General features: G+C 68.6%; 20 protein-coding genes. 8 read left to right on the top strand and 12 right to left on the bottom strand.

The genetic code is table 11. The features are described from left to right. Window positions 1-19: 19 nt before the first annotated feature. The 5 genes from JI746_RS08115 to JI746_RS08095 form a co-directional block, all read right to left on the bottom strand. Window positions 20-526, bottom strand: a complete 507-nt coding sequence (locus JI746_RS08115; protein ID WP_201688317.1) for a YXWGXW repeat-containing protein — start codon at window positions 524-526, stop codon at window positions 20-22. A gap of 119 nt (window positions 527-645) precedes the next feature. Continuing rightward, the gene (locus JI746_RS08110; protein ID WP_201688316.1) at window positions 646-1,107 is read right to left on the bottom strand and encodes a J domain-containing protein; all 462 of its coding nucleotides are present in this window, start codon (window positions 1,105-1,107) and stop codon (window positions 646-648) included. Between the two features lie 84 nt (window positions 1,108-1,191). After that, complete coding sequence (locus JI746_RS08105; RefSeq protein WP_201688315.1) at window positions 1,192-1,539, bottom strand: hypothetical protein; 348 nt, start codon at window positions 1,537-1,539, stop codon at window positions 1,192-1,194. 97 nt (window positions 1,540-1,636) lie between these two features. Further along, the gene (locus JI746_RS08100) at window positions 1,637-2,146 is read right to left on the bottom strand and encodes a hypothetical protein (protein WP_201688314.1); all 510 of its coding nucleotides are present in this window, start codon (window positions 2,144-2,146) and stop codon (window positions 1,637-1,639) included. A 10-nt stretch (window positions 2,147-2,156) separates the two neighbouring features. Next, window positions 2,157-3,320 carry a mandelate racemase/muconate lactonizing enzyme family protein gene (locus JI746_RS08095; RefSeq protein ID WP_201688313.1) on the bottom strand — a complete coding sequence of 388 codons (1,164 nt, stop codon included), beginning with the start codon at window positions 3,318-3,320 and terminating at the stop codon, window positions 2,157-2,159. Window positions 3,321-3,629: 309 nt separating this feature from the next. Between JI746_RS08095 and JI746_RS08090 the strand changes: the two genes are divergently transcribed. From JI746_RS08090 to JI746_RS08070, 5 genes are all read left to right on the top strand, one after another. Further along, window positions 3,630-3,851: a DUF433 domain-containing protein gene (locus tag JI746_RS08090; RefSeq protein ID WP_201688312.1), complete on the top strand. Its 222-nt coding sequence runs from the start codon at window positions 3,630-3,632 to the stop codon at window positions 3,849-3,851. Then, on the top strand, window positions 3,851-4,171 hold the full coding sequence (locus JI746_RS08085; protein ID WP_201688311.1) for a hypothetical protein: 321 nt from the start codon (window positions 3,851-3,853) through the stop codon (window positions 4,169-4,171). Before JI746_RS08090 ends, JI746_RS08085 begins: the two co-directional genes overlap by 1 nt. A gap of 154 nt (window positions 4,172-4,325) precedes the next feature. Further along, window positions 4,326-4,667, top strand: a complete 342-nt coding sequence (locus JI746_RS08080) for a YciI family protein (RefSeq protein WP_408004084.1) — start codon at window positions 4,326-4,328, stop codon at window positions 4,665-4,667. A gap of 60 nt (window positions 4,668-4,727) precedes the next feature. Next, window positions 4,728-5,171 (top strand): hypothetical protein, encoded by a 444-nt coding sequence (locus tag JI746_RS08075; protein ID WP_201688310.1) that lies wholly within the window; start codon window positions 4,728-4,730, stop codon window positions 5,169-5,171. 97 nt (window positions 5,172-5,268) lie between these two features. After that, window positions 5,269-5,679 carry a DUF3617 domain-containing protein gene (locus tag JI746_RS08070; protein ID WP_201688309.1) on the top strand — a complete coding sequence of 137 codons (411 nt, stop codon included), beginning with the start codon at window positions 5,269-5,271 and terminating at the stop codon, window positions 5,677-5,679. A 188-nt stretch (window positions 5,680-5,867) separates the two neighbouring features. On the opposite strand, the gene JI746_RS08065 is transcribed toward JI746_RS08070, so the two are convergent. The 3 genes from JI746_RS08065 to araD all read right to left on the bottom strand — a co-directional run bounded on the left by JI746_RS08065 (window position 5,868) and on the right by araD (window position 9,761). Then, the gene (locus JI746_RS08065) at window positions 5,868-7,388 is read right to left on the bottom strand and encodes a tripartite tricarboxylate transporter permease (RefSeq protein WP_201688308.1); all 1,521 of its coding nucleotides are present in this window, start codon (window positions 7,386-7,388) and stop codon (window positions 5,868-5,870) included. A gap of 1 nt (window position 7,389) precedes the next feature. Beyond that, complete coding sequence (locus JI746_RS08060) at window positions 7,390-7,812, bottom strand: tripartite tricarboxylate transporter TctB family protein (RefSeq protein WP_201688307.1); 423 nt, start codon at window positions 7,810-7,812, stop codon at window positions 7,390-7,392. 218 nt (window positions 7,813-8,030) lie between these two features. Next, window positions 8,031-9,761 (bottom strand): L-arabinonate dehydratase, encoded by a 1,731-nt coding sequence (gene araD / locus JI746_RS08055; protein WP_201688306.1) that lies wholly within the window; start codon window positions 9,759-9,761, stop codon window positions 8,031-8,033. Between the two features lie 466 nt (window positions 9,762-10,227). Between araD and JI746_RS08050 the strand changes: the two genes are divergently transcribed. Further along, window positions 10,228-12,387 carry an AAA family ATPase gene (locus JI746_RS08050; protein WP_201688305.1) on the top strand — a complete coding sequence of 720 codons (2,160 nt, stop codon included), beginning with the start codon at window positions 10,228-10,230 and terminating at the stop codon, window positions 12,385-12,387. Window positions 12,388-12,832: 445 nt separating this feature from the next. Here the strand turns inward: JI746_RS08050 and JI746_RS08045 are convergent, their stop codons facing one another. After that, window positions 12,833-13,426 (bottom strand): hypothetical protein, encoded by a 594-nt coding sequence (locus JI746_RS08045; protein WP_201688304.1) that lies wholly within the window; start codon window positions 13,424-13,426, stop codon window positions 12,833-12,835. Window positions 13,427-13,460: 34 nt separating this feature from the next. Beyond that, window positions 13,461-13,667: a hypothetical protein gene (locus JI746_RS08040; protein WP_201688303.1), complete on the bottom strand. Its 207-nt coding sequence runs from the start codon at window positions 13,665-13,667 to the stop codon at window positions 13,461-13,463. A gap of 209 nt (window positions 13,668-13,876) precedes the next feature. Between JI746_RS08040 and JI746_RS08035 the strand changes: the two genes are divergently transcribed. Beyond that, window positions 13,877-14,056: a DUF3606 domain-containing protein gene (locus JI746_RS08035; RefSeq protein ID WP_201688302.1), complete on the top strand. Its 180-nt coding sequence runs from the start codon at window positions 13,877-13,879 to the stop codon at window positions 14,054-14,056. 17 nt (window positions 14,057-14,073) lie between these two features. Here JI746_RS08035 and JI746_RS08030 read toward each other — a convergent pair whose 3' ends face one another. After that, window positions 14,074-14,268, bottom strand: coding sequence for a hypothetical protein (locus JI746_RS08030; RefSeq protein WP_201688301.1), 195 nt, complete (start codon window positions 14,266-14,268; stop codon window positions 14,074-14,076). 163 nt (window positions 14,269-14,431) lie between these two features. Here JI746_RS08030 and JI746_RS08025 point away from each other — a divergent pair, with 163 nt between their 5' ends. Beyond that, a complete protein-coding gene (locus JI746_RS08025; protein WP_201688300.1) occupies window positions 14,432-16,765 on the top strand; it encodes a DUF3482 domain-containing protein in 2,334 nt (777 codons plus the stop codon). 63 nt (window positions 16,766-16,828) lie between these two features. On the opposite strand, the gene JI746_RS08020 is transcribed toward JI746_RS08025, so the two are convergent. Next, the gene (locus tag JI746_RS08020) at window positions 16,829-18,796 is read right to left on the bottom strand and encodes a hybrid sensor histidine kinase/response regulator (RefSeq protein WP_201688299.1); all 1,968 of its coding nucleotides are present in this window, start codon (window positions 18,794-18,796) and stop codon (window positions 16,829-16,831) included. Window positions 18,797-18,884: the final 88 nt, after the last annotated feature.

Genomic DNA, 18,884 nt, shown 5'->3' with positions numbered 1-18,884 from the left:
GCGCCTGCGCGAGAGTCACTCAATAACGCGACGGGTCGCGCGGATAGCGGTCGTCGCGGTTGACCACGCCGTCGCGGTCGCGGTCACCGTAGGGGCCACGGCGGTCGTCGTTGTACGCGAAGTCGTCGGTGCGCATCCAGTGGCCGGCGACGAACTCCCACGATCCGTTGCGCGCCTGCTCCCAGTGGCCGGAGCGCCAGGCGAAGCCCGGCCGGGCGGTCATCCACTCGCCGGGAATCCAGGCGTACTGGCCGCCGCGCCACTCGTAGTGGCCCGGTGCCCAGACGTAGCCCTGGCGCGGGGCGGGGATGGCTTCGTAGACCGGCGCGGGCGGTGCCGGCTGCACGATCACGGCCTGGTTGGGATAGCCGTAGACGGTCGTGTTGGGCTGGGCGGGGTAGACGGTCGTGCCGGGGTAGTAGCTGCCGGTGTTGGCCACCACGGCGGGCACCGCCTGGGCAACCGAAGCGACGCCCATCAGGGCGCCGGCGGCCAGGACGGCCGCGGTCAGGGTCTTGCGGTTCATGTGCGCTCCTTGTTTTTTCCGATACCGACAAGGTGCGGCCGGGCTGGGCGCGGCGGCATCGGACCGGGGCGGGTCTGCCCGTCAGCGCCGTCGGGCGGGCAGCAGGAACCCCGGACCGATCAGCTGCGGCGCGGGCACTCGGCGGGCTGGGCCGAAGCGCTGATGGCGCAGGGCTGTGGCGCGGCCGTGGCCCGGGCCGGCATGGCCGCCAGGTAGACCGCGGTGCCAATCGTGCCCAGGGCGACGGACATGGTGCCGAACAGCAGGTACCAAGGCCAGCTGTCGTTGCTGCGCAGCAGGCGGGTCAGCGCATTCGGCGCCGGCTGCGCCGCGCGCCGGACCTGCGGCCCGCGCTCCATGCGCTGGATCCACAGGTCGTGCTCGGCGCGACGCTGCGCATCGGCAAGCACTTCGTAGGCCGTGTTGATGGCGGCCATCGCGCGGGTGGCGTTGGCGTTCCCCGGCATCTTGTCCGGGTGGTACTTGTGGGCCAGCTTGCGGTACGCCGCTCGCACGCGCTCGGGCGAGGCCGTGCGCTCGACCTGAAGCACGTCGTAGTAGGTGGGCGTGGAAGCGGCCATCGCTGCGATTTTCATAGCTCGGCCTGCGGGCGGTCCAGCAAAAGCGTTCCTGGCGGCGGCAACTGTGGGCCCGCTGCTACGAAATCAGCAGCGCGCGCCGGCGGTTCGCGCCATGCGGTGGCGGGTGAACGTGGCGGCGAACAGGCGCGGGATCGTTACGTGGTCGCGCTGGCGCCACTGGGCCAGCGTGCTCGCATGCGGGGGCAGGCAGGAAACCTGGTTGCGGGCATCCGCGGCCACTGCGGCGAGCGCATCTTCCAGCGAGCGGTGGTGCTCGCCGCCGAAGATCTTGAACGCGCAATCGGCGTCCCAGTAGTTGTCCGGGCGTGTCCAGCACACCTTGGCGTAGCTGCTGAAGCGATCGCCGTCGCCCGCGGGCGATGCATAGGCCGCGAGATAGAACCCGTCGACCGGCCCCCAGATCCTTTCCATGCGCTGCTCCCTGTACTGCTTCCCTGCGGCGGGAGTTTGCTGTGCACGGCAGGGCTTGTGGCGCCGCTTTACAAGGACGCGGCGCGGTCCTACAAGCTCAGCGCAGGCCGGCGCAGGCGCGCCGCAGCCGTGCGCCGCGGGCGCGCTCTTCGCGCTCCTGCACGGCGACGGGGCTGCTGGTGTCGTCGAGCTCGTAGACGAGGTCGGGGATCTTCTGGTCGCAGCCCGAGGCGCAGCGCAGCACGGTCGCGCTGCGAAAGCGCTGGTCGTTGGCCAGCACGAAGGTGGCGCCGGCCAGCGGGAAATCGAGCACGGGCACGCAACCGAGCACCGGCTTGCCGCGCACATGCCGGTACGAGCAGGCGCCGAACTTGTGCAGCGAGCCGCCTTCGGGCAGTTCGGCCGTGGCGGCGAACACCTCCAGCCCGCCGCGCGCCCGGGCCTTGGCCGCGCGGTAATCGGCGGTGCGCACCGGGTGCTCGGCGCGGGTGATCGACCACTGCAGACACTTGCGCAGGTCGTACGCCTCCAGCTCGAAGTGCGTGGCCAGGGCCGGCGCGGCCAGCACGAGGCCGGCGGCGAAGAGGGCGGGAAGGCGTGGCCTCATGCGCAGCGGATCAGGCGGACAGCGCCCGCATTTGCGCGATCAGGTCGCTCTTGCCTTCGAAGCCGATGCCGGGCAGGTCGGGCATGGTCACGTAGCTGTTCTCGACCTTCACGCCATCGGGGAAGCCGCCAAAGGGCTGGAACAGGTCCGGATAGGACTCGTTGCCGCCCAGGCCCAGGCCGGCGGCGATGTTGAGCGACATCTGGTGGCCGCCGTGCGGGATGCAGCGCGCTGGCGACCAGCCGTGCTGGCGCAGCATGGCCAGCGTGCGCAGGTATTCGACCAGGCCGTAGGCGAGGGCGCAGTCGAACTGCAGCCAGTCGCGGTCCGGCCGCATGCCGCCGTAGCGGATCAGGTTGCGCGCGTCCTGCATCGAGAACAGGTTCTCGCCGGTGGCCATCGGGTTCCTGTAGTAGCTGCGCAGGATCGCCTGCAGCTCGTAGTCGAGCGGGTCGCCGGCCTCCTCGTACCAGAAGAGGTCGTACTGCGACAGCGCCTTGGCATAGGCGATGGCGGTGTCGACATCGAAGCGGCCGTTGGCGTCCACGCACAGGCGCTGGCCGGGGCCGAGGATGGACAGCACCGACTCGATGCGGCGCTGGTCCTCGGCCAGCGAGGCGCCGCCGATCTTCATCTTCACGACCGCGTAGCCGCGATCGAGGTAGCTGCGCATCTCCGCCTTGAGCTGCTCGTCGTCCTTGCCCGGGTAGTAGTAGCCGCCGGCGGCGTAGACGAACACCTTGCGGTTCACCGTGCCGTCGCCGTAGCGGTCAGCCAGCAGCTGGAACAGGGGCTTGTTCTCGATCTTCGCCACGGCGTCCCAGACCGCCATGTCGATGGTGCCGATGGCGACGGAACGCTCACCGTGGCCGCCGGGCTTTTCGTTCCGGAACATCGTGTCCCAGACCTTGTGCGGGTCGAGAACGCCACGGGTGTCCAGGAGCGAATCGGCTTGCGCTTCCATGATGCGGGGCAGGAAGCGCTCGCGCATCAACTGGCCCTGGCCGTAGCGGCCGTTGGAGTTGAAGCCGTAGCCGACGATGGGCTTGCCGTCGCGCGTCTGGTCCGTGATCACCGCCACCAGGCTCAGCGTCATCTTGCTGAAGTCGATGTAGGCGTTGCGGATGGGAGATGCGATGGGGACGGTCTTCTCGCGGATTTCGAGGATTTTCATGGGGACTGCGGTGGGGGTGGGGGGATCATACGGATTGCGGGGGAGGGGATTCGGCGCGTGGTGGATCGAACGCACCTGAGCACAAGGCAGAGGCAAGAAGGCGCGGCGCTTTGGGATGCACGAATAGCGCATCAGAGCTCTTCGAACATGTTGTACAAGCGATCCGCGCTGCGGTCTAAACAGGTCATTCGACACGGACGCCGAGCGGCGCCGCGCCTGCACGGGAGCGTACGGATCGCGACGCCTTGCCGATGCGTGCCGCTACGCTGGCTTTAGCCGTCTTCGACCGTCGGTGCTAGCATGAGTGCCATGATGGCCTGGTCGAGTTGTTCCGCCGTGGAGCGAGACCCCAGCCGCGTCAGTGGCGCCTGGGTTTTCCGCGGCACGCGCGTTCCGGTCGCGGCCCTCTTCGAGAACCTGGAGGACGGGGCGTCAATCCAGGATTTCGTGCAGTGGTTCCCGGGTGTGTCCCTGGAGCAGGTCCGTGCTGTCCTCGAGCACGCCGCGCGAAGTTCCGCAGTGGTCGTGTAGTGCGCGTTCTCTTCGACCAAGGCACGCCGGCGCCGCTGCGCCATGCGCTGGTCGGACACTCCGTCGAAACCGCATTCGATTTGGGCTGGGGCACGCTGCAGAACGGCGCTCTGCTTGCTGCCGCAGAGGCCGAGGGGTTCGAAGTCCTCCTGACCACCGACAAGAACCTGAAGTTTCAACAGAACCTTGCCGGGCGCCGCCTGGCTGTCGTCGTCCTGTCCACTACAAGTTGGCCGCGCATTCGGACGGCGACGGAGAAAGTGCTTGAAGCGGTCGAGTGCGCGCGCCCGGGCAGCTTTACCGAAGTGGACGTCGGGTGATGGTTGGCAGATCATCCGACGCGGACTCGCAGCGGCGTGGTGCCGCAGGCCTTGCGCGGCAGAATGCGGGTCGCGGCGCTGTTCCGCTTCGTGCCGGTCAACTCCGACGGCAGGCTTCAGACTCGATTCCAGAACTCACACCGGGGACCGAACGATGGCCAAGTACCTTATCTCCTTCCCCGCGTCGGCGATGAAGATCTCCGACGAAGAGATGGCCGCCGTCGGCGAAGCATCACACGCGGTCATCCGCGAGGCGAAGGGCGCCGGCGTGTATGTGTTCGGCGGTGGCATCAACGGGGACGTCGCGCCGTTGATGGTCGCCGCCGACGGCACCGTCACGAACGAGACCTACCCGCAGACCAGGGAGTTCGACGGCGGCTTCTGTGTCCTGGAACTCCCGTCGCGCGAAGCCGCCGTCCAATGGGCCGCGAAGATCGCCAAGGCTTGCCGCTGCGCGCAGGAACTCCGCGAGTTCGGATACGACCCCGAGAGTTGACCTCGCGGCACAATGGGGCCGAGCTCCAGCACGCTCCCATGCCATTTCCCAGGTTCAGCCATGCGCACCAACGTGTACCTGTCCGAACTCCTCGACGCCCATGAATTCGTGAGTGCGGGCACGCCCTTTGAACATGCGGCTTATGTGAGCCGCGAAACGGGCCGGATTTTCTGGGATACCGAAGACCTCGGTCTTGGCGAGGAGCTTCCCGAGGATGTGAAGGACGGGACGCTCTATGCGTGTGTACCGCACAAGCACGACCTCGACCTCGGCCAGCGCCTGGTCTTTCGCTTCATCGAGGCGAACGCTCCCGAGGCGTACGAGCAGGTCCGGGGCTACTTCTCCAGGCGCGGAGCCTATGCCCGCTTCAAGGACTTGCTGGAGCGTCGTGGCCTGCTGGAGGCCTGGTACTCCTACGAGCAGCAGGCGTGTGAAGCCGCTTTGCGCGAGTGGGCGGAGTCCGAGAACCTTGAACTTGTCGCGGGGCAGCGTGCTGGGGACTGACAGGCGGAGCGCACACGCAGCGCCCCGTGGAGGCGCGCGCGGGAGCATGCGTCCTCGCGGCGCAACGCGGCTTTTCCCATGGATTGCGGCCCTGCTGATGGCAACGAGCCTCTCGGTCGCCAACGCAACACCGGTCGCCGTGCCCTCCGGCGAATACGAACTCACGACCGAGACGGTGCTGCCGCACCTGGAGGAGGCGCTGCGCTACGCGACGACGCGCACCCGCCAGTGCTTGCAGGAGCCCGATGCCAGCGACATGTTTCCGCTGCTGCGGCACCAGGCCTTCACGGGATGCGGGCTGGTGCCGGTTGCGCAGGAGAGTGACGGTCTGCGGTTCCGCCTGCAGTGCGCGAACCCGGAAGCCGCATCGGGATCGGCTGTTTTCCGGGTCGACGCGAGCGATGTGGCCGCGGTGCTGGAGATCAAGATGGGCGGCAAGAACATGACGCTGTCGCAAAGGCTGCATGGGCGGCGGGTGGGGCCGTGTGAGGGGCCGGTGGCGAGGTGATGCGAGGGCTGGGCGCGAAGGAAGCAACGAGAGAAGTTGGAGGCAAAGAAGAAGCCGCATGCGTTGACCAGCCGCCACCCCAGCCCTCCCCCGGAGGGGAGGGAGAAAGAAAAAAGGCCCGGCTTGCGCCGGGCTCAATCCGTCCGACCGCTGTGCGCGGAAGGACGGGTCGCAAGGAAGGCTGTTCGTCAGGCGGGTTGCGTCGCCTTCGTCGCCAGCGCAGCCGCCTTCGTGCCGCGCGCCTTGAGGAAGAACGCCACCACCTGCCAGGCCATGAACAGCCCGATCAGCCCCAGCAGCGTCCCGCTGATCGGGCGGGTGAAGAAGGCACCGAAGCTGCCGCGCGACAGCAGCAGCGCGCGCCTGAAGTTCTCTTCCAGCATCGGGCCGAGGATGAATCCGAGCATCAGCGGCGCGGCATCGAGCTCCAGCCGCATCATCAGGTAGCCCATGAGGCCGAAGGCCGCCGTGATGAAGATGTCGTCCACGTTGTTGTTCACGCTGTAGGTGCCGATGCAGCAGAAGAACAGGATGCACGGGAACAGCACGTTGTACGGGACCTTGAACACCGACAGCCAGTAGCGCACCAGCGGCACGTTCAGGATCAGCAGGAAGCAGTTACCGACCCACATCGACGCCACCAGGCCCCAGAACAGCTCGGGATGGCCGGCGATCATGTTCGGTCCGGGCTGGATGCCCTTGATGATGAAGGCGGCCATCATCAACGCCATCACCGCGTTCTCGGGAATGCCGATCGACATCAGCGGGATGAAGCTGGTGCGCGCGGCGGCCTCGTCGGCGGCGGCCTGGCCAGCCACGCCCTCGATGCAGCCGGTGCCGATCTCGTGCTTGTACTTCGAGACCTTCTTGTCGATGGCATAGGCCGCGAACTGCGCGATGGTGGGGCCGCCGCCGGGCAGGATGCCGAGGAAGGAACCGACCAGCGAACCGCGGATGGCGCTCGGCCAGATCCGCTTGAACTCGGCCCACGTGGGCATCAGCTTGATCTTGCCGTTGAAGGGCGAGCGCTCCTCGCGCGAGTCGAGGTTCTTCGTGATCTCGGCGATGCCGAAGCAGCCCAGCGCGATCGAGACGATGCCGATGCCGTCGGCGAGGAAGGGCAGATCGAGCGTGAAGCGCTGCAGGCCGCTGTTCACGTCCGTGCCGATCTGTCCGAGCAGCACGCCGATCAGGCACATCGCCAGGCCGTTCAGCAGCGAACCCGTGGTGACGAAGGACACGCAGACGAAGCCCACCATCATCAGGGCGCAGTAGTCGGCCGGGCCGAACAGGAAGGCAACCTCGCCCAGCGTGGGGGCCAGGAAGGCCAGCACCACGATGGCGACGGTGCCGCCGATGAAGCTGGAGAGGCCGGCGGTGAAGAGCGCCAGGCCGGTCCTGCCCTTGAGCGTCATCGCGTAGCCGTCGATGCAGGCCACGATCGAGCTCGCGTGCGGGATCTTCATCGTGATCGCGGAAACCGAATCGCCGTATTGCGCGCCGTAGTAGATGCCGGCCAGCATGATCAGCGCGCCCGTGGTGTCGATGGAGTACGTGAGCGGCAGCAGGATCGAGATCGTCGCCAGCGGGCCCAGGCCGGGCAGCAGGCCGACGAGGGTGCCGACCACGCACCCGATGGCGCAGTACATCAGGTTGTGGAGCGCGAGGGCGTGCGAGAAGCCGAACGCCAGGTTGTGCAGGACGTCCATGTCAGTACAGGGGCAGGTTCATGCCGAGGAGCTTGGCGAACACGAGCGCCATCAGGCACAGGCCGATGGCGATCTTCACGTTGCGCTTCCAGGAGTAGGTGGTGCCGGCGAGCGTGGCGATGAACACCATCGTGACGATGGCGGCCGTCATGTTCACGAGCAGGGTGACCACGGCGAAGGCGCACAGGCTGCCGAGGATGATCGCGATGTTCTTCGGGTGGAAGTCCAGGTGGACCTTCTGCACGAAGCGCGAACGCACCACGGTGGCGATGCCGATCAGCAGCAGCATGGAGCTGACCACGACGGGGAAGAGGCCGGCGCCGGCGCGGGCGAAGTCGCCGATGGGGTAGCGCAGGGCCGTGAGGCCGAACGCGAGGGAGACCGCCACGAGGAACAGGCCCCGGGCGAGGTTGCGGTCGTTCATTGGAAAGGTCGGTTGGTTGGCGACGGCCGCGATGTTCGGCGCGCCGCACTGACCGGAGACTGACCTTGGAGGTGGGGAGTATTACGTAGCGGGGGGACGCAAGGTGGCCGGCGTGCTCCCCCTCGTCATCCCCGCGCAGGCGGGGGCCCAGAGCCGCCGCGCAGCGGCGGTGGATTCCCGCCTGCGCGGGAATGACGCATCGGCGCGGGAATGACGGCTCAATAAATGTCCGGCTCCCCCGCACTCTCCCCGAACTGCGCCTGCAGGAAATCCATGTCGCATCCCTCGTTGGCCTGCAGGATGTGCTGCGTGAACATCCAGCCATAACCGCGCGCGAAGCGCGGCGGCAGCGGCTGCCACTGCGCGCGGCGCTGCGCCAGTTCCTCGTCGGAGACTTCGACGCGGATGCTGCGCCTGGTGACGTCGATGCTGATGCGGTCGCCGTTGCGCACCAGCGCAAGGTTGCCGCCCACGAAGGCTTCGGGCGCGACGTGCAGCACGCAGGCGCCGTAGCTGGTGCCGCTCATGCGCGCGTCGCTGATGCGCAGCATGTCGCGCTTGCCTTCCTTGAGCAGCTTCACGGGCATCGGGATCATCCCCCACTCGGGCATGCCGGGGCCGCCCTTGGGTCCCGCATTGCGCAGCACGATCACGTCGTCTTCCGTGACGTCGGCGTGCTCGTCGTCCAGCATCTTCTTCATGCTGGGGTAGTCGTCGAAGACGAGGGCGCGGCCCGTGTGCTGCATGAACTTCTCGCTCATGGCCGAGGGCTTGATCACGCAGCCGTCCGGCGCCAGGTTGCCGCGCAGCACCGCCAGTGCGCCTTCCTTGTAGACCGGGTTGGTCCAGGGCCGGATCACGTCGTCGTTGAAGCACTCCGCGCCTTCGAGGTTCTCGCCGACGGTCTTGCCGGTCACCGTGACCTGGTCCAGCCGCAGGTGCGACTGCACGCGCTGCATCAGCGCCCGCAGTCCACCCGCGTAGTAGAAGTCCTCCATCAGGTACTGGCTGGTGCCGTTCGGACGGATGTTGGCCAGCACCGGCACTTCGCGGCTGATGCGGTCGAAGTCGTCCAGCGAGATCTCCTGCTTCGCGCGGCGCGCCTGCGCGATCAGGTGGATGATGGCGTTGGTGGAGCAGCCCAGGGCCATGGCCACCGTGATGCCGTTCAGGAAGGCATCGCGGGTCTGGATCTTCGAGGGCCGCAGGTCCTCGTGCACCATGTCCACGATGCGGCGGCCGCACGCCGTGGCCATGCGCTGGTGGCTGGCGTCGACGGCCGGGATCGAGGCCGCGCCCGGCAGCGCCATGCCGATAGCCTCGGCGATGGACATCATCGTGCTGGCCGTGCCCATCGTCATGCAGGTGCCCGCGCTGCGGGCGATGCCGCCCATGATCGACATCCACTGCGGCTCGCTGATGGTGCCGGCGCGGCGCTCGTCCCAGTACTTGAAGGCGTCGGAGCCGGAGCCCAGCGTCTGGCCGCGCGACATGCCGCGCAGCATGGGCCCGGCGGGCAGGAAGATCGCCGGCACGTCGGCACTGGTGGCGCCGAGCAGCATCGCGGGCGTCGTCTTGTCGCAGCCGCCCATGAGGACCACGCCGTCGACGGGATAGGCGCGGATCATCTCCTCGACTTCCATCGCCAGCATGTTGCGATAGAGCAGGGCGGACGGCTTGATCAGCACTTCGCCGAGCGAGACGGTGGGCAGCTCGAGCGGGAAGCCGCCGGCCTGCAGCACGCCGCGCTTGACCTCCTCGCTGCGGTGCTTGAAGTGCTGGTGGCAGGGATTGAAGTCGTTCCAGTTGTTGAGGATCGCGATGAGCGGCTTGCCTTCCCAGTCCTTGGGGTCGTAGCCCATCTGCATGATCCGCGAGCGGTGGTTGAAGGAGCGGAATTCGTTGCGCGCCAGCCAGCGCTGGCTGCGGAGGTGTTCGAGCTTGGCCATGGGGCCGCATTGTGGCGCGCGCCTGCCGCCTCTCCGCGGCGCGAGTGACCTGCGTCAAGTGGCCGGCGGCATGTCCGCCGACCATGTAGGGGCGTCGCGTCCTACAAAGGTCCATTTCTTCGCTGCGGCGCACAATAAAAAATCCCCCGGGGCTGCTCGAGCTCCGAGGGATAAGTAGGCGGGAAAGAAACTTGAAAAAGAACCCGCCTCAATGACTGAGATTGCACATCCCATGCCCGGGTTCCGGGCCGGCGCCGCGCGGCGCGGTGTGCAGCGAAATGCCAACAGCGCTCTTCGTGAATTTGTCACGTGGCGCTTGCAGCCCGGCGCCGCGCCTTGTATAGAACTCGCCTCGCGGGAACCCTTTCTGTAGGATGACTCTGACAGAGGAGCCCTCCGCCGCGGGCTCCCTGGAACGCATTTACCGGCTGGCGCCGTGCGCCGGCCCGCCCCGAGCAGGAACAGCATGTCCGACCTTTCCGCCGCCGACAAAGATTCCGTGGACGGCAACGCCGCCGGCACCTCCACGCCCAGCCTGTGGCTCAGCATCAAGAAGCTGGGCCTGCGGTTGTCGGACTGGTACTCCATCCAGTCCGTGGCGGTGAAGGCGATGGTGATCGCCGTCGCGATCATGATCCCGCTGACCGGCGGCTACTCCTTCATGGTGCTGCAGCGCCAGGCTGCCGTGGCCGAGCAGGTGAAGGCGATGGCCATGGCCAGCGGTGCCGAGTCCATGTGGACCCTGAACGACAAGCTGCCCGTGGTCTTCGGTACGGGTTCCGTGCTCGGCTTCCTGGAGCAGGCCCCGGTGCAGCGCATCACGGTGATCTACAAGCCGCTGATGTGGAACATCTCCGAACGCATCGTGCTGATCGAGTCGAACGGCACGCAGTACGCCTACTACCCGAGCGACATGGAGACCAAGATCTTCGCCGACAAGGCCGTGAACGCGGCCTGGGGCAGCAAGCTGGTCTTCATCCCGCGCGGCGAACTGTCCGCCTCCAGCCAGGACATGCTGGAGAAGCTCGACGAGCGCTTCGCCGGCGCCCGCCCGCAATCGGAAAAGGACGGCTGGAAGGCCGGCGTGAGCGGCGCGCTGTCCGCCGCGCTGACGCTCGGCCTGCTGGGCTTCCTCGCCTTCCACCTCAAGGGCCAGTTCAAGTCGCTGCGCTTCATCGAGCCGAACCAGGTGCACGGCTCCATCGAGGACCTGGTGGGCATGGACGACATCAAGACCGAAGTCCGCCAGATCAAGGACCAGTACGAACGGCGCGCCGAGTATGCGGAGTACGGCATCAACAAGCCGTTCAACGTGATGTTCAGCGGCCCGGCCGGCACCGGCAAGACCAAGCTGGCCAGCTACCTGGCCAAGGAACTGAACCTGCCGATCCTGTTCCACTCGGCGGCCAACCTCGAGACCGGCTATGTCGCCGGCGGCTCGAACACGCTGGCGCGGATCTGCTCGATGGCCAAGCGGCGCAAGCGCTGCATCGTGTTCCTCGACGAGGCGCAGGACCTGTTCATGAAGCGCGGCGGCCACCGCAAGTTCGACGACGACACGCAGAACATGCTGCTGGCGATCCTGGACGGCGTGCGCACCAAGAGCGAGGCCGAGATCATCTGGATCGTGGCGTCGAACTTCAATGCCGAGTCCATGCAGATGGACGAGGCGATGCTGCGCCGCTTCCAGATGAAGGTGGATTTCCGCCTGCCGAACAAGGAAGAGCGGCGCTCGATCGTCCAGTACTACCTGCAGCAGCGCGCCGAGAAGGTCGCCCCCGACCTCGACCTGCGCCACTTCGTGGAGATCACGGAGGGCCGCAGCCCGGCGGACCTGGAGACCATCGTCAACCAGGCCGGCATCACCGCGGTGCAGGCCGGCGACCTGATCGACGCCGAGACGCTGATGCAGGCCGCCGAGCGCGTGCTGGTGGGCAACGTCAACGGCAACACGACGAAGGAACGCGAGCGCGATCGCCGCATCATCGCGATCCATGAGTGGGGCCACTTCCTGGTCGACTTCGAGCTGGAACGCAAGCGCGCCGGCGGCGACTGGGAGAAGCTGCAGGCCGAGATGAAGACGATCAAGATCTCGCTCAAGGCCAATCCGCGCAACAACGCGCTGGGCTTCGTGTTCCACAAGCAGGGCAGCAACCTTCTGAAGACCAAGGCCGACATCGAGCACGACGTGCGCGTGCTGCTGGGCGGCATGGCCAACGAGGAACTGTTCTTCGGCGAGGAGGGCACCACCAACGGCGCCCACAACGACATCACGCGCGTGACCAAGCTGCTGCACCACGCGGTGGCCGAGATGGGCATGTACCGCAAGACGCGCCTGAACTTCGGCGCGCTCAACGAGGGCAGCAACCGAACGGTGGACGAAGAGACGCGCGCGATCATGGAGATGCAGAGCGAGCGCCTGTACGGCGAGACCAAGGCGACGCTGTCGCGCCTGAAGCCGCTGACCGAGCACCTGGCCGGCAAGCTGATGGACGCCGGCGAGATGAGCCTCAAGGAAGCCTTGCACGAGATCCGCGCCTTCGAGGCGGCCTGTTTCAGCTTCGACTCGAAAGTCGGACTGAACGGCGCCGCCAGCGCGCAGCCGACGCCGGACGCGGCGGCCTGAGACCGGACAACAGAGGAGTCGGAGTGGGCGGCCTGCGGGCCGCCCTTTTTTTGCCTTCGGTTACTGCGGGCTTCTTGTCGTGATTTGGAAGCTCCTACGCGTCGCCCCCGGGCCTTGAGCCGTCGCCCCGCTCTTACCCGTCACCCCCGCGAAGGCGGGGGCCCAGAGCACGCGCGCAGCGCGTGAAAACAGAAGCCCTGGATTCCCGCCTCCGCGGGAATGACGGCGTATCGCCGCGCTCTTACCCGTCACCCCCGCGCAGGCGGGGGCCCAGAGCACGCGCGCAGCGCGTGAAAGCGGAAGCCCTGGATTCCCGCCTCCGCGGGAATGACGGTCGTTTGCACGCCTCCGCGAACGACGGTCGGTTGCACGCCTCCGCGAATGACGGTCGTTTGCACGCCTCCGCGCGAATGACGGTCGACGCCTCCGCGGGAATGACGGCGGGTTACTTCTTCGCTGGCGCCTTCGGCGCCGGCGCCGGCGCGGCCGCCTTCGGCGCTTCCGTGTTCACGCCCAGGCGCTTGGCGATCGTTTCTTCCAGGGTGCGCAGCCTCGGTTCGACCTGCGGCTTGGTTTCCACGATCAGCTTTTCCACCAGCGAACGCTGCAGGTCCCCGCCCATGGCCTGGAACTTGGCGAAGGTCGGCGATTCCATCATCGTCGCGATTTCCTTCAGTTCGGCCTCGGTGAACTTCTCTTCCATCATCGCGCCGACGGTGGAGGGCGCCAGCTTCACCACGCGCTCGCGCACGATCGGCACGGTGTCGTCGACGAACTTCTTGACGTCGTTCTGGATGTCGCGGCCCACGGCTTCGCGCTTCTCCGGCGGCACCCGCTGGGGCAGGGCGGCGCCGGCGCGGTCCATCATCTCCATCGCAGGCTGCTCCACGAGATTGCGCGCAAGCGCTTCCATCCCGGGTTGCTGCACCTTCAGGATGCGGGCGACGGTCTCCTTCTTGCCGGAGGTGGACTGGGCCTGGGCGCTGGCGCAGCAGGCGGCGGCGATCGCGAGGATCAGCAGGGATTGGGCAGAGCGCATCCTGGCAGTGTAATGCCCGCCGGTTGGGCGCCTGTTACGAAGCCGGCCCCTCGCCGCGGCGGCGCGCGCCCATCTTGCGCTGGCCGCGCCGCTCCGCAGGATCGGCGCTCGCCACGGGCCGCGCGACCACCTCGGTGATGTCGACGGGCATCTTGCGCTTGTCCTTCTGCTGGTGATGGTCCCAGGCCTTCTTGGCGAGTCCGGACGTGACGGCGAACACGATCAGCTTGCGAAGCAGCATGGCGAGACTCCTTGTGGAAGGAGCCATGGTGACGGCGGGCGCGGCGACGGCCTGTAGTCGCACGCCGGAGCCACCCGCAGGACAGGCGGCTCTGCGGCCGCGCCTCCTACAGCCGGCGAACCCGCCCGCGCACAGCAAGCCGGTGGCTCGTCCTGCCGCGCCGGGGCCGTACGCCGCCTACCCTGAAGCATCGGAAAGGGGAACTGATCATGTCCGAAGACGCGAACAAGATGGTTGCCGACCAGTTGCTGATCCACCTCGAGCCGGAATGGGAGCGCCGCAACTGGTGCAACTGGCTGGGTTGCAACGAGAAGGAACTCGAGCACGCGGTCACCTACGTGGGCCACGACCCGGACAACGTCCGCCGCTTCCTGCGCCAGGCGCGCTGAGCGGCCGCGCCGCTGGCCTAGCGGCTGGCGGGCGGATCGCGCGCAGGCGGGCCGGTGTCGCGCGGGCGTTGCGCATCGCGCCTGCGCTCCTGCTGCATCAGGTGTTCCAGCGCGCTGCGCGCTCCTTCGCCGCTCTGGCCGGTGCCCGGCGCACCGTCGGCCCCACCCGAAGGCTTGACCACCCCCGTCGCCTGCCTCGCCTCGTTCGCCATGTCGACCTGCCTCCAGGGCCACGCCCATCGCCCCGCGTGCATTGGAGGGCCGATGCGTATCCGGCTTGCGCCAGCGCACGAAGAAAGATGCAGGAGGGTTACCGCTTGTGACCCGCAGGCGACACCCGTGAAGCCTGGTAAATCGGGCAGACTTGCAAAACCGATGGAAGAAGGCGTCCTGCTCCTCGACGAAGCCAGCGCGCGGCAACTGGTGCTGGCGCGCGCCGTGGAGGACGTGGATACGCAGGGCAAGATCCTGAGCGCCGTCGAACGCGAACAGATCGAGCGCGAGGCCCTCGAGGCCAGCCGCGGCAAGGCCGCCGGCGGGGTCGATTTCCCCGAGTACCTGCAGCAGCGGGCGCGCCGCATGCTGGCCGTGGTCGAGAACCGGCAGCCGCGCATCGCGGCGCTGCAGGATCCGGAAGGCTGGCAGCGCTGGCTGCTGCTGGCCATTCCCCTGGCCGCCTGCGTGCTGGGCGCCGCCATCGACCGCATCGACAACCCGCACCAGGTGAACATGCTCTCGCCGCCCCTGCTCGGCGTGCTGGCCTGGAACCTCACGGTCTATGTCGTGATGCTGCTGTCGCTGTTCCTGCCGCGGGCGCCGCACCTGCCGGTCGCGGGCCTGCAGCGCTGGCTCGCCGGCCTGCCGCGGCCCGGGCGGCGCACCGGCCGCCTGCACACCGACGTGCTGGCGCGCTTCCACGAACAGTGGCTGCGCGTCACCGCCAGCCAGCAGTGGCTCTGGTTCAAGCAGTTGCTGCACCTGAGCGCCGGCGGCTGGGCGCTGGGCCTGGCCTTCTCGATCGTGCTGGGCGGCATCGTGCGCGAGTACCGGGTCGGCTGGGAAAGCACGCTGCTGGACGTGGGCCAGGTGCATGCGTTCCTGCGCGCGTTGTTCGCGCCGGTGGTGGCCCTGCTGCCCTTCGAATCCTTCAGCGTGGCGGACCTGCAGCGCATGTCCTTCCATTCCGGCGCCGCCATCGGCGTCGAGGAGGCGCGGCGCTGGGTCTGGATGTACCTGGCGCTGCTGTTCCTGCTGGTGGTGATCCCGCGGGCCGTGCTGGCGGCCTGGAGCGGCTGGCGGCGCCGGCGGCTGGCGCGCGCCGTGCGCATCGACCTGCGCGATCCCTACTTCGTGCAGGTGCTGGCGCGCGTGAGCCCGGCGCGCATCACCATCGGGCTGGTGGCGGCCAGCGGGCCCGGGCGCGATGCGGTGCTGCGCATGCTGCACCAGGTGGCCGACCGCGCGCCGCCCGCGGACGACGCTCCGTGGACGGTCTTCAGCACCGCCAAGGGCGACGTGCTGCGCGTGTTCGAGGTGCCGCCGGGCTTCCAGCCGCCCGCCGCCGTGGTCACGGCGCAAGCCGGTGGCGGCTCGCCGGCGCAGGCCTGGCTGCAGGACCTGGTGGGCCGCTTCAAGTCCGCCCCCCGGCCGCAGGAGAACCGGGACGCGGTGCAGGCCACGCTGGCGGATACCGACCTGATGCTGGTCGTGCCGTCGAAGGCGGGCGACCTGCGGCAGGCGAGCCGCCTGCTGCACTGGGTGGCCCAGCCCACCCTGGTGCTGGCCCCCGACGACGACGCCTGCGGCGAGGCCGCGCAGCAGCTTGGCATCGGGGCGCAGGTGCTGCCGGTGGAGCGCGTCACGGCCCACTGGCTGGGCGACGCGGTGCTGCTGGATGCGGCCGCCGCCCGCGTCGCGACGACCAAGCGCGCCGGCTTCGAGCGGCTGGCCGCCACCTGGAAGGACCGCAATGCGGTGCGCTTCGGCGAAGCCATGCGCGTGCTGGCGACCGAACTGGCCCGGGCCGCGCGCGACAGCGAGGACGTGGGCAGCGCCCCGGTCTCCCTGCGCCACCTGGTCAACGCCGCCGAACGCGATGCCACCCAGCGTGCGCGCGAGGGCGCGCGCCATGCCTTGCTGCAGCGCCTGCGCGCAGGCGAGGCCGCGGTGCTGGCCGAACTCGTGCAGATCCATCGCGCCGGCGCGCCGCTGGCGCCCGTGGCCGGCGCGCGCATGGGCGGCGGCTTCAGCGAGCAGCAGCCGGTCGACTCGCCGCAGGCCGGCATGGCCGGTGCCGCGACCGGCGCGGCGGTGGGCGCCGGCATCGATCTGCTGACCGGCGGGCTGACGCTAGGGGCGGCCGCGGCGCTCGGCGCCATGATCGGCGGCGGTGCCGCCTACGTGGCGGCGGCGTGGCGCAACCGCGGCTCGCCCGGCGGCCAGCCGCAGGTGCAACTCGGCGACGAACTGCTGCAGACCTTCACCGAGAGCCTGGTCCTGACCTACCTGGTGGTGGCGCACCGCACGCTGCCCGGCCAGGAGCCACCGGCCGCGTGGCGCAGCGAAGTCGTGGCGGCCGTGGAGGCGCGCCGCGATCCGTTCTCGGAGCTGTGGCAGCAGTCGCGCCAGGCCCCGCAGGCGGACACCACCGTCTCCGCCCTCGCCACGATGCTGGAAGACATCGTGCGCGACGTGCTGGAGCGCGTGTAGGCTGGTGGTGAGGCGCGCAGCGCCCGAACCCCAGCGCTCCACCGGGGCGCCCAACCCCGGCACTCAGCCCGCGCGTTTCGCCAGGGCCGCAGCGCGCAGCAACTCCTCGACGGCGGGCAGCTCCGCCGGCTTCGTCAGGTGGCGGTCGAAGCCGGCCTCGCGCGTGCGCTGCCGGTCATCCTGCGTGCCCCAGCCCGTGAGCGCGACCAGCAGCGTCTGCTGCAGGGCGGGCAGCATGCGCAGGCGCCGGGCGACGTCGTAGCCGCTCATGTCCGGCAGGCCGATGTCGAGGAACACGACGTCCAGCGCATGCTCCTGCGCGATCTGCAGCGCCTCGGCTCCCGTGTGGGCGATGTAGGCCGCGTGGCCTTCGATGTCCAGCAGCACGCCCAGGCTCTCGGCGGCATCGGCGTTGTCGTCCACCACCATCACCTGCAGCTGGCCCGAGCTGGCCGCCGGAGTGGCGGACCGGTCGTCGGCCCCGCCCGCTTCGGCGCCCGCGAGCGGCAGCCTCACGGTGAAGGTGCTGCCCTTGCTGACGCCCTCGCTCGAAGCCGAGACCGTGCCGCCGTGCAGCGCCACCAGGCTCTGCACCAGCGACAGGCCGATGCCCAGGCCGCCCTGCGGCTTGGCCGCGCTGCTGGGCACCTGGGCGAACATCTCGAACACCTTGGAGAGCGCCTCGGCGTCGATGCCGACGCCGGTGTCCGTGACCGAGAGCACGGCTTCGTTGCCCTCCACCCGGACCTTGAGCGTGATGCGCCCGGCCTCGGGGGTGTACTTGGCGGCGTTGTTCAGGAGGTTGCTCACCACCTGGGCGATGCGCGTCGGGTCGGCGTCCATCGGCAGCGGCTGCGAAGGCAGCTCCACGTGCAGCTTGTGGTGGCCGGATTCGATCAGGGAGGCGCTGGTCTCGACGGCCGTCGCCACCACTTCCTTGAGATCGATCCGCTGGCGGCGCAATTCGACCTTGCCTGTGCTGATGCGCGCGACATCGAGCAGGTCGTCGACGAGGTGGACCATATGCTGGATCTGCCTTTCCATCATCTGCCGGGTCTTCTCCAGCAGTTCGGGCTTGCTCGCCCCCATGCGCATCAGGTGCAGCCCGTTCGACAGGGGCGCGAGCGGGTTGCGCAGTTCATGCGCGAGGGTGGCGAGGAATTCGGTCTTGCGGCGATTGGCCTGCGCCAGTTCGTCGTTGAGTCGGCGCAGGTCCTGCTCGGCGAGCAGGCGCTGCGTGATGTCGGAGAACAGCACCGCGACCAGGTCGCTGCCGGCGCCGCCCAGGCGCGAGGCATAGACGTCGAACCAGCGTTTCATCACCTTGGCTTCCTCGACGAAGCGGGTGGCCTCGCCGGTGCGCGCCACGCGGTCGTAGATCTGGAACCAGTGGCCCTCGTGGCCGGGCGCGAGTTCGCGGATCGACTTGCCCACCGCATCCTTGATGCCGGTGTGCATGGTGAAGGCCTCGTTGGCCTCCTCGAAGCGGTAGTCGCGCACGTTGCCCTGCTCGTCGCGCACCAGCCGCAGCACGCAGAAGCCCTCGTCGATGGATTCGAACAGGGCGCGGTAGCGCTCCTCCTTGGCTTCCAGCCGCTGCTCGAAATCGCGCCGCTCGCGCAGGCGCAGTTCTTCCTTGCTGCGGTACAGCTCCACGAACACGGCCACCTTGGCCTTCAGGATCTCGGCCCGCAGCGGCTTGGCGAGGAAGTCGACCGCGCCCAGCGCATAGGCCGAGAGCATGGCGTCGTCCGGGTCGTCGCCGGCGGTGACGAACAGGATGGGCGTGAAGCGCGAGCGGGCGCGGGCGCGGATCTCGCGGGCCACCTCGAAGCCGTCCATGCCGGGCATGCGAACGTCGAGCAGGATCGCCGCGAAATCCTGGCGGGCGACGGCCTCGAGGGCCTCGGGCCCGGAAACGGCGCGCACCATGTTGACGCCGAGCGTGTCGAGGACCGCCTCCAGCGCCAGCAGGTTGGCGGGCTGGTCGTCGACGAGGAGAACGTGGGCTGGGATGGTGTTGTGTGGCACGGTACGGCAAGCCCCGCGACGCGGGGGCAGGCCGCAGTCTAAGTCGGTTGCCAACTCTGCGGGGCGGGGGTGGTCCAGTTGGCGGCCT

The organism is Ramlibacter alkalitolerans (assembly GCF_016722765.1).
Taxonomy (GTDB): Bacteria; Pseudomonadota; Gammaproteobacteria; order Burkholderiales; family Burkholderiaceae_C; genus Ramlibacter; species Ramlibacter alkalitolerans.
This window is presented reverse-complemented; position numbering and strand designations above follow the sequence as displayed.